This is a genomic window from Shewanella sp., assembly GCF_051658185.1.
In the GTDB taxonomy this organism is placed as follows: domain Bacteria; phylum Pseudomonadota; class Gammaproteobacteria; order Enterobacterales; family Shewanellaceae; genus Shewanella.
This window is the reverse complement of record NZ_JBOFMC010000412.1, coordinates 1-8,461: the sequence shown is the minus strand read 5'-3', so window position 1 is coordinate 8,461 and position 8,461 is coordinate 1. Positions and strand designations below refer to the sequence as shown.

Sequence of the window (8,461 nt, the reverse complement as noted above, 5' to 3'; positions counted from 1 at the left end):
TCAGTAGTCTGTCGCTGCAGTTTACAAATCAATAACACATGTTCAGTGGGCATTAGTCAAGCAAACATTTAAATAAAATAATGATGTTACATAATGTTCGCTTAAGAATACTGCTGGCCTTGCGGCCAGCGATGAGGGGGGAGATTTAAAGTGTGCGTCTTGGTGGTACCGCGACGTTAGCAAAGATGAGCCCTGCGATCAGCGACATAAAAATTAAAAAGATTTGCGAGCCAATATGGGACTGGTTGAGCATCGTTTCGCCCGAGATCAGCGTGTTGAGGCCGATATAGGTTTTACTGCCGGGCACTAAGATCACAATGCCTTGCAGCAGGGCAATGGAGGCGGGCGCCTTCATCCAGCGGGCGAATAAATTCGAGTAAATGCCCACGGCGAGCGCGCCAAAGAAGATCCCTACCGAATCGCCAAAAAATTGCCCGCCCAACATGGCCGAAAAAAACGCGACAATCCCAGCGAGCACGCCCCAAGGAGAGTCTTGCATCCGCGCCTTAAAAATAAACACTAACGCCATGGATAAAATCGGCACCGCCGACCAAATGGCCCAGCGCGGCAGGCCTTCAGGCTCAATATAAATGGCTTCACCAAATAGGGCTTTACCGATAGCCATCCCCAGCACTGCGCCAAAATACAGCTTAAACAGCAGCATACTGGCATCCATTATGCGCGCCGTGCCGGAAATTAAATCCCTCGCGGCCAGTTCGGCGAGCCCTAAGGTTAAGGCTAAGCCGGGAATAAAGATGATGATCGACGACAGGATGACCACGGGGATATTGATATTGGGATCGATGCGGGCGATGGCACAGGCGACCATGGCGCAGACTATGGTGGCAAAAGGCTCGAGCACTTCGGCCATCCGCGCGGAGCGCTCGGCGCGGTAGACAAAGCCATAAATAAACATGCCCAATAAGCCGGACCAAAACACATCATTCCAGCCGGTTCCCATCAACATGGCAAAGGCGGCGGCGGAGGTGCCAAAGGAGCCGCAGGTTAACAGCGGCCCATAGGGATTGGGTTTATTGGCGATCTCTTCGAGGCGATCTAAGGCTTCTGCCAGCGTGCGTTTGCCAGAGGTTAACTCATCGACTAATTCATCGGTGCGGGCGAGGGAGCCAAGATCCAATTCGCCGGGCTTCACCCGCGCCACATGGTTATATTCCTGATCGGTATCGTGCTGTAATACAAAGGTCATCGAAGTGGGGGAGATCAGGAAATAGCCTTCGATGCCTAAGGTGCGCGCGACGGTTTGCAGGTGGGTTTCAAGCCGATAGGCTGGGGTGCCAAACTTATGCAGTGCTTTGCCTAGTTTGATGATAAATTTACGCTTTCTAATAAAATCTTCGTTATCCAATCGGGGTATTCGCTGTATCTAAAGAGGAAAAACTACGGGGGGCATCTTACCTTATTTTGTCGCCAAAAGGTTAACGACTTTCAATCTTAATGCCGATAAATTGCTGATTTTTTGCGTTAGCGGCCAGTGCCCCGCGCTGGTGATAGTGATGCTATAGTGATGCTGATGATTATTGCCAGTGTGATAGTTATTGTTTGTGGGATAGCCCTTGCCTGCTAGGGTTCGTTGCTTGGAGCGCTCCTTGGATGGTTGCTTGGAGCATCGCGGCAGAAGTGCTCGGATATGATGGCGGGCTCAGCAACGCTGCTGCGCGTTTACGTTGAAATGACTCACGTCCAAGAACGGGCCTTGATTGATGTTTTTTTAATCGCGCAGGTGTGCGTTTGCCTGCTATACTCCGCGTCCCTAAATCGGCGCAGCGCCTTGTTTGCCTCGCCTTTGTTTGCCATTACGCTTTCGGGTCAATACCATGCACGTTGAATCCACACTGTTTAGTCATCCCAAATATTGGGCAGAGTGCTATGGCACCGCGCCTTTCTTACCTATGTCCCGCAAGGAGATGGATAAGCTTGGCTGGGATAGCTGTGACATCATTATTGTCACGGGTGACGCCTATGTGGACCATCCCAGTTTTGGCATGGCGGTCATTGGCCGTATGCTCGAGGCCCAAGGTTATCGCGTGGGGATCATTGCCCAGCCTGACTGGTCGAGCAAAGACGCCTTTATGCAGCTTGGGCGGCCGAATCTGTTTTTTGGCGTTACCGCCGGCAATATGGATTCGATGATTAACCGCTACACCGCGGATCGGCGTATTCGCAGTGACGATGCCTATTCTCCCGATGATATTGGCGGTAAGCGCCCAGATCGGGCGGTGACTGTGTACACCCAGCGCTGCAAAGAAGCCTTTAAAGAGGTGCCCGTGATTATTGGCGGGATTGAGGCGAGCCTGCGCCGCATTGCCCATTACGATTATTGGTCCGATAAAGTGCGCCGCAGCGTGATTTTAGATGCCAAGGCCGACATGCTGATGTATGGCAACGCCGAGCGGCCACTGGTTGAGGTCGCGCGCCGTTTAGCGGCGGGGGAAGCTATTCAGGATTTGCATGACGTGCGGGGTACGGCCGTGATCCGCAAAGCGCCGCTGCCCGAATGGCGCGGCATGGATTCGCGTAAAATTGATCAGTTACATAAAATCGATCCTATTCCGAACCCGTATGGGGCCGACGATGTGGGCTGCGCCAATTTATCTGGCCCATCGGATGCAAAGATTTTTGATAACGATGCGCCCAAGCCTATTAGCGTGCAGCCGCCACGGCCTAAGCCTTGGGATAAAACCTATGTGCTGTTGCCATCCTTTGAAAAGGTCGCGCAGGACAAATTCCTCTACGCCCATGCGTCGCGGATTTTGCACCAAGAGCAAAACCCCGGCTGCGCGCGGGCGCTGTTTCAGCCCCATGGTGAGCGCGGGGTGTGGGTCAATCCACCGGCTTGGCCGCTCAATACCGATGAAATGGATGCGGTATTCGACTTGCCCTACCAAAGGGTGCCGCATCCTGCCTATGGCAAAGCAAAAATCCCCGCCTATGACATGATTAAAACCTCCATCAATATCATGCGCGGTTGCTTTGGCGGCTGTTCATTCTGCTCGATTACCGAGCACGAAGGCCGGATTATCCAAAGCCGTTCACAAGAATCGATTATCAAAGAAATCAAAGATATTCAGCAGAAAGTGCCCGGCTTTACTGGGGTAATTTCTGACTTAGGTGGCCCCACAGCGAATATGTATCGCCTCGGTTGCACCAGTGAAAAGGCCGAAAAAACCTGCCGGCGCTTATCCTGCGTGTATCCCGCCATTTGTGGCCATTTGGGGACCGATCATAAACATACTATCGATTTATACCGCGCTGCCCGCGCAGTGCCGGGGATTAAAAAGATCCTCATCGCCTCGGGGGTGCGTTATGACCTAGCGATTGAAGATCCGGCCTATGTCAAAGAGTTAGTGCAGCACCATGTGGGCGGCTACCTTAAAATTGCCCCTGAACATACCGAAACCGGCCCGCTCAGTAAGATGATGAAACCCGGTATGGGCACTTACGATAAGTTTAAAGCGCTGTTCGATCAATATTCGAAGGAGGCGGGCAAAGAGCAGTTTTTAATCCCGTATTTTATCTCCGCCCATCCGGGCACCACCGATGAGGATATGCTTAACCTCGCATTGTGGCTGAAGGAACGTAAGTTCAAACTGGATCAAGTACAGAACTTTTATCCATCACCCATGGCCAATGCGACGGCTATGTATCATACCGAGCTTAACTCGCTGAAAAATATCAAACATACTAGCGAGGTGGTGTCAGTGCCGAAGAAGGGGCGTCAGCGCCGCTTGCATAAAGCATTGCTGCGTTATCACGATCCAGCGGGGTGGCCACTCATCCGTGAAGGGCTGATGGCGATGGGGCGCGAGGACTTAATCGGTAATAGCCCGCATCAATTAGTGCCGCCAGAGGGCCGCAATGAACGTGCGCCAAAGTGGCAGAAAGAGGCTAACCAAGGCCAAAAAGCGCTCACGCGCTTTACGGCGGATCAATTTGAGCAGGGCAAAGGCAGCAAGGCTTCGCGGGATAAGACCAAGAGCGCTTGGCCACGGGGCGCGAAGGCGCAGCCGGCTGCCACCGCTCATGCAGGCAAACCCAATGCCAGCAAAGCTAATGCGGGTAAAGCTAATGCAGGTAAAGCCGGTGCTCCCCCTGCCAATGTTGCCAAGGCCACTCGGCCGGGGGCCAAGGCGCCATTTGGGCAATCTGGTTTTAAAGGCGCGGGCCATAACGCCAAAGGTGGCTCAAGCGCGAAAGGTAAAAAATCATCAACAGGTGGTTGATTTATCGGTTCGATTAATACTTAAGCAATGACTCAGGCGCGGGTGTTTACGAGTCGATGGCTTCAGCTCGGTTGACCTTTAATACCTGAGTATCTGGGGCGCATAATGGCGTTTTAGCGCCGGGTTTTAGCCGCATTTGTCCCTGAGGCCCGGTTTGCCTGTTGCGAATGAGGCCGCCTATGTCACAGCTTAGGATGGCTGCAACATTCGTCGGATGCCGTGCTGTTGCTTACATTGGCCTGCGATTATCTCGCGGCTGAATCGTTTTTTGCTGGATTTACACACCCATTTGGCCTGACCCCGGCGGCATATCGACGTACACTATTAAAAGGATCAACAAGGAGTGACTGGAAGTCGCAGATCCCCAAGTTAACTTAAGATTGAGGAGCCAAGCCATGGCAGATGAGCAATTTACCGAAGCCGGATTTTGGAACAAGATCAAACTGTTTGGTCGGCAAGCGGGGCGAGAAGTGGTCGAGCGCGCCCTGTGGCTTTATTATGCGGCGCAAAAACCGAACACGCCGACCTGGGCCAAGTCGGTGATCCTCGGTGCGCTGGCCTATTTTATTTCGCCGCTGGATGCGATCCCCGATCTCACCCCATTACTCGGATTTTCTGACGATCTTGGCGCGCTCGCCGCGGCCTTAACTATGGTCAGCCTGTATATTGATGATGAGGTTAAAGCATTGGCGGCCGATAAGTTAACCACATGGTTTGGTCATGACCCTGCCGAGCCTAAAGCATAATTGCCCCACTTTGCGGCTGGTTTTGCGGCTTGGCATTCCTGAGGCCGCAGCGGGGAAAGCGCTGTTAATTAATCTTGAATTAATTGGGGGCTGTTAGATTGAAAAAAATTTTTGCAAATGTTTCACTAATGGTCAATTGCGCTATATTCTAACGCTGTTTTGTGACTATTGTGTGTTTAGGTTAATAAATGAAAAATATTATGGTGGCTGTCCTATGGCTCGTAGGTGCAGTTACCGCCCCCACTGCGTTCGCCGATAAGGCATCTCCAGCACAACTTGCCCGACTTTATCTCGATTATATGGCGCTCAATAGTCGCTATAGTGAGTCCCTTTGGCCGGGCTTTCGGCTCGAGGATAAAGTGCATCTCTTTAGCTACGCTGGCAATGTGTGGCTGCGCCAGCCGGGGGGAGATATTATCCAAGATAACAGCGTATTAGAGTCGGTGAATTTACACTCTGGCCTATCGGTGAATTTTGGGTTTCCTGCCTATCAAGGTCAGCCGGGGGTGTTAATTCAGCTCGAAGATGCTGCCATGCCATTTGCCACTGACACCGAACTGACCGATTTACCGTTTTTGGTGTGGGCGGGGAGTAGTCTGCATGAAGCATTTCATTTTTATGCTCAGTCCGAGTGGCGCGTGCTCGAGGAAGGGGTGCGCTATGAGGGCGAGGTCTTCCCCTTAAATCTAGAGGCGCGTTTTTATCGTTTACAGCTGTTTAATGCCTTGATGGCGGCGCTGAATCAGCCTGAGCAGCAAGCCTTGCATTTAGGCCACGCCGCCTATTGGTTACAGCTCTGGCGCCATAGTGCGCCCAATGAGGAGCGGGTGGGCTATCTCAATGATCTGGTTGAAGGCACCGCTAAGTATGTGGAGTTGGTCGCCGGGGCGCGCTTATTGAGCCAAAATCAATCTTATTTGGGTTATCAAAAAATCCTACTGCAATATGTTAATAGCTATTATCAGCAGCAACAGATGCAGGGCGGCTGGACGGCGGAGGCGGAGAATATCGGCGCAGTTGCGGGGATTATATTAGATATTTATCAAGATCCTACGATGTGGAAAGAATCGGTGATGACGGGCATGTTGCCGGTCGAACTATTACTGAGTCGAGTTAAACCTGTGGTCCCGCCAGCGGCAGGTCAGCAAGCCCTCAAGCAACAACTGCAACAGCGCTTAGCATATTATCCGGCGACTCAGCAAAAGTTAGCCGAGTTACTGAAGAATGTGCAGGACCCTAAGGTGCCGTTATTGGTCATGCCAAGCATGAGCGATGGGAGTAGTTTCGTCGATGTTGGCGAGGTGCGCTCGGGCTTTTATGTGGTTCCCTATCTTGAGGACATCACCTATGCCTATTTAGGAATGAGTTCACAATTCAGTAACTTAAATGTGAGAGGCAGCGCGCTTTTAGATGTGCCCATGCAAAATTATTGTGAGGGCATCGAGGCGGCAACTCTGTTACCTTTAGCGTTCCCCTTCCAGCGGGAAGGACAGTACCTAGTCTTTAATGAATCGGAAATCCATGGAACGATAAGGGTTTCTGCCAGTGTTGTTGAGGGGCGAACCCTCTACTGTGCGATGAATTAATTATGAGAAAAAATCAGCTCGAATTTACCTATATGCGTGGGATCGCGATTATTTTGATCGTGTTAGGCCACAGTATTTATAACTCTGGGGAAGGCTTCCCCCTCCTGCTTGAAAATTTACTCCGGGGCGGCACGGCGTTGTTTGTGTTTATCTCTGGCTATTTTTTCCACCGTATTTTTTATCAAGATTTTAACTACAAAAAGTTCATGACCAATAAAGTGCAAAACGTACTTTATCCATTTTTAATCGTGTCACTCGTGGGGTTGGGATGTTTGTGCCTGCGGTGGATTTTTATGGAGGATCAGTCTGTTAGCCAAGTGCTGCTCAGTATTTTTTATACGGTCAGGAATGGCTACATTCTTTATCCTCATTGGTATATTCCCTTCATCATGGCGGTGTTTTTATGCTCGCCGGTATTTTTGTGGTTTATCCGTTGCTCTTCGCAAACGCGCTGGACACTGTTGGTGGTCAGTTGTGTGGTGGCGGCACTGCTGCATCGGCCGATAGGTAACGTTAACGTTATCCATTCTGTGGTGTATTACCTGCCGTTTTATCTCATGGGGATTTTATATTCTCAGGATGAGTCGCTCATTGCTCGTTATGGCGGGCTGCTCAGTGGGATAGCGATGCTATTTTTAGTCGTCAGCTTGCTCGAACAAAGCTATGTGGTGCAGCATGTGGGTAATTACCATAAGGCGCCATTTGACTACAACGGCATCGATTGGCAGTTCGTCCAAAAGCTTTGCTTGTGTGTGCTGACCTTGAATTTTTGCGAGTGGTTATCCGGGCGTAGCCGCTTACCTTGGTTGATCGAAACCGCTGAGATGAGCTTTGCGATTTTCTTTCTGCATCCGCTCTTTGATATGTTGTTTAATACTACCGCCACTGTGCTGCGTTTTCGTTTTCCGCCCGGGTCGATGCTAACCAGTACGCTGTTTTCATTGGCGATTTTTGCCTTCCTGATGTTTGGCAGTGTCATGACCGCTCGTGTTATCAAAAAGTACCTCGGTAACCGCTCTCGTACTTATATTGGTTGGTAGTCGCAGCACCAACACCTTAACGATGGCTTGCGCCGCCCAAGGCATAAATTCAGGTTAAATTTATGCCTTGGTGATAAGGTCTTGTTCATCAAAAAGGGAGAATACAATGAAATTTATCTATAAAAATCTGAGCCTTGTCGGCTTATCTTTATTCGCGCTGCCCTCTTTCGCCAATACCGTTAGCGCGCAGGATGATTTTTTTGCGCAACTGGCTCGTCATTGTGGCCAAGCATTTGCCGGCAAAGTGGTATCGGGCGATTCCGCCGATTCGGCATTTAGCGGTAAGTCGTTAGTGATGCATGTGCGTGAATGCTCGGCGACTGAGCTCAAAATTCCTTTCCATGTGGGGGATGATCACTCTCGTACTTGGGTACTCACTAAAACCGCCCAAGGATTGCGCTTAAAGCATGATCATCGCCATCAAGATGGGACAGCAGATGCGGTGACTATGTATGGCGGTGATACCCTTAATGCGGGCACTGCACAACAACAGTCATTTCCGATAGATAAAGAGTCCATTGATAACTTTATCAAAAATGGTCTAACCCAGTCGGTCACGAATGTGTGGCATATGCACATCAATGCCACGGTATTCAGTTACCAACTCACTCGCGAGCAGCGTAATTTTAAAGTGGATTTTGACCTTACCCAGCCGCAACCGCTGCCGCCAGCGCCTTGGGGTCATCCGCTATAGTTGGCTTTGAGCTACCTGCCGAAGGGCTGTTAACGCTCCTCTCATTGTTATGGGAGGGCGTGTTATCCGTAAGATTCAACGTTTCTAACTCATTACTGCCCCAAAATGAGTTAGAGCAATTGATCCATTGATGTCATTTTTTCACAATTTTGCA

At 50.6% G+C, this 8,461-nt stretch carries 6 protein-coding genes; 5 read left to right on the top strand and 1 reads right to left on the bottom strand.

Annotation, left to right across the window (positions count from 1 at the left end):
• Positions 1-145: 145 nt before the first annotated feature.
• A complete protein-coding gene (locus ACRCZA_RS15280; protein WP_438675250.1) occupies positions 146-1,366 on the bottom strand; it encodes a threonine/serine ThrE exporter family protein in 1,221 nt (406 codons plus the stop codon).
• A 469-nt stretch (positions 1,367-1,835) separates the two neighbouring features.
• Here ACRCZA_RS15280 and ACRCZA_RS15275 point away from each other — a divergent pair, with 469 nt between their 5' ends.
• The 5 genes from ACRCZA_RS15275 to ACRCZA_RS15255 all read left to right on the top strand — a co-directional run bounded on the left by ACRCZA_RS15275 (position 1,836) and on the right by ACRCZA_RS15255 (position 8,307).
• Positions 1,836-4,241, top strand: a complete 2,406-nt coding sequence (locus ACRCZA_RS15275; protein WP_438675249.1) for a YgiQ family radical SAM protein — start codon at positions 1,836-1,838, stop codon at positions 4,239-4,241.
• A gap of 395 nt (positions 4,242-4,636) precedes the next feature.
• On the top strand, positions 4,637-4,987 hold the full coding sequence (locus ACRCZA_RS15270) for a YkvA family protein (RefSeq protein ID WP_438675248.1): 351 nt from the start codon (positions 4,637-4,639) through the stop codon (positions 4,985-4,987).
• A 188-nt stretch (positions 4,988-5,175) separates the two neighbouring features.
• Entirely contained in the window at positions 5,176-6,573 is a 1,398-nt protein-coding gene (locus ACRCZA_RS15265) for a hypothetical protein (protein ID WP_438675247.1), read from the top strand.
• A 2-nt stretch (positions 6,574-6,575) separates the two neighbouring features.
• Complete coding sequence (locus ACRCZA_RS15260; protein WP_438675246.1) at positions 6,576-7,613, top strand: acyltransferase family protein; 1,038 nt, start codon at positions 6,576-6,578, stop codon at positions 7,611-7,613.
• A 106-nt stretch (positions 7,614-7,719) separates the two neighbouring features.
• Complete coding sequence (locus tag ACRCZA_RS15255; protein WP_438675245.1) at positions 7,720-8,307, top strand: hypothetical protein; 588 nt, start codon at positions 7,720-7,722, stop codon at positions 8,305-8,307.
• The last annotated feature ends 154 nt before the right edge of the window (positions 8,308-8,461 follow it).

Excerpts from the sequence above, each read along its gene's own strand:
- ACRCZA_RS15260 (WP_438675246.1), top strand. The coding sequence starts at position 6,576 with ATGAGAAAAAATCAGCTCGAATTTACCTATATGCGTGGGATCGCGATT.
- ACRCZA_RS15270 (WP_438675248.1), top strand. The coding sequence starts at position 4,637 with ATGGCAGATGAGCAATTTACCGAAGCCGGATTTTGGAACAAGATCAAA.
- ACRCZA_RS15265 (WP_438675247.1), top strand. The coding sequence starts at position 5,176 with ATGAAAAATATTATGGTGGCTGTCCTATGGCTCGTAGGTGCAGTTACC.
- ACRCZA_RS15255 (WP_438675245.1), top strand. The coding sequence starts at position 7,720 with ATGAAATTTATCTATAAAAATCTGAGCCTTGTCGGCTTATCTTTATTC.
- ACRCZA_RS15275 (WP_438675249.1), top strand. The coding sequence starts at position 1,836 with ATGCACGTTGAATCCACACTGTTTAGTCATCCCAAATATTGGGCAGAG.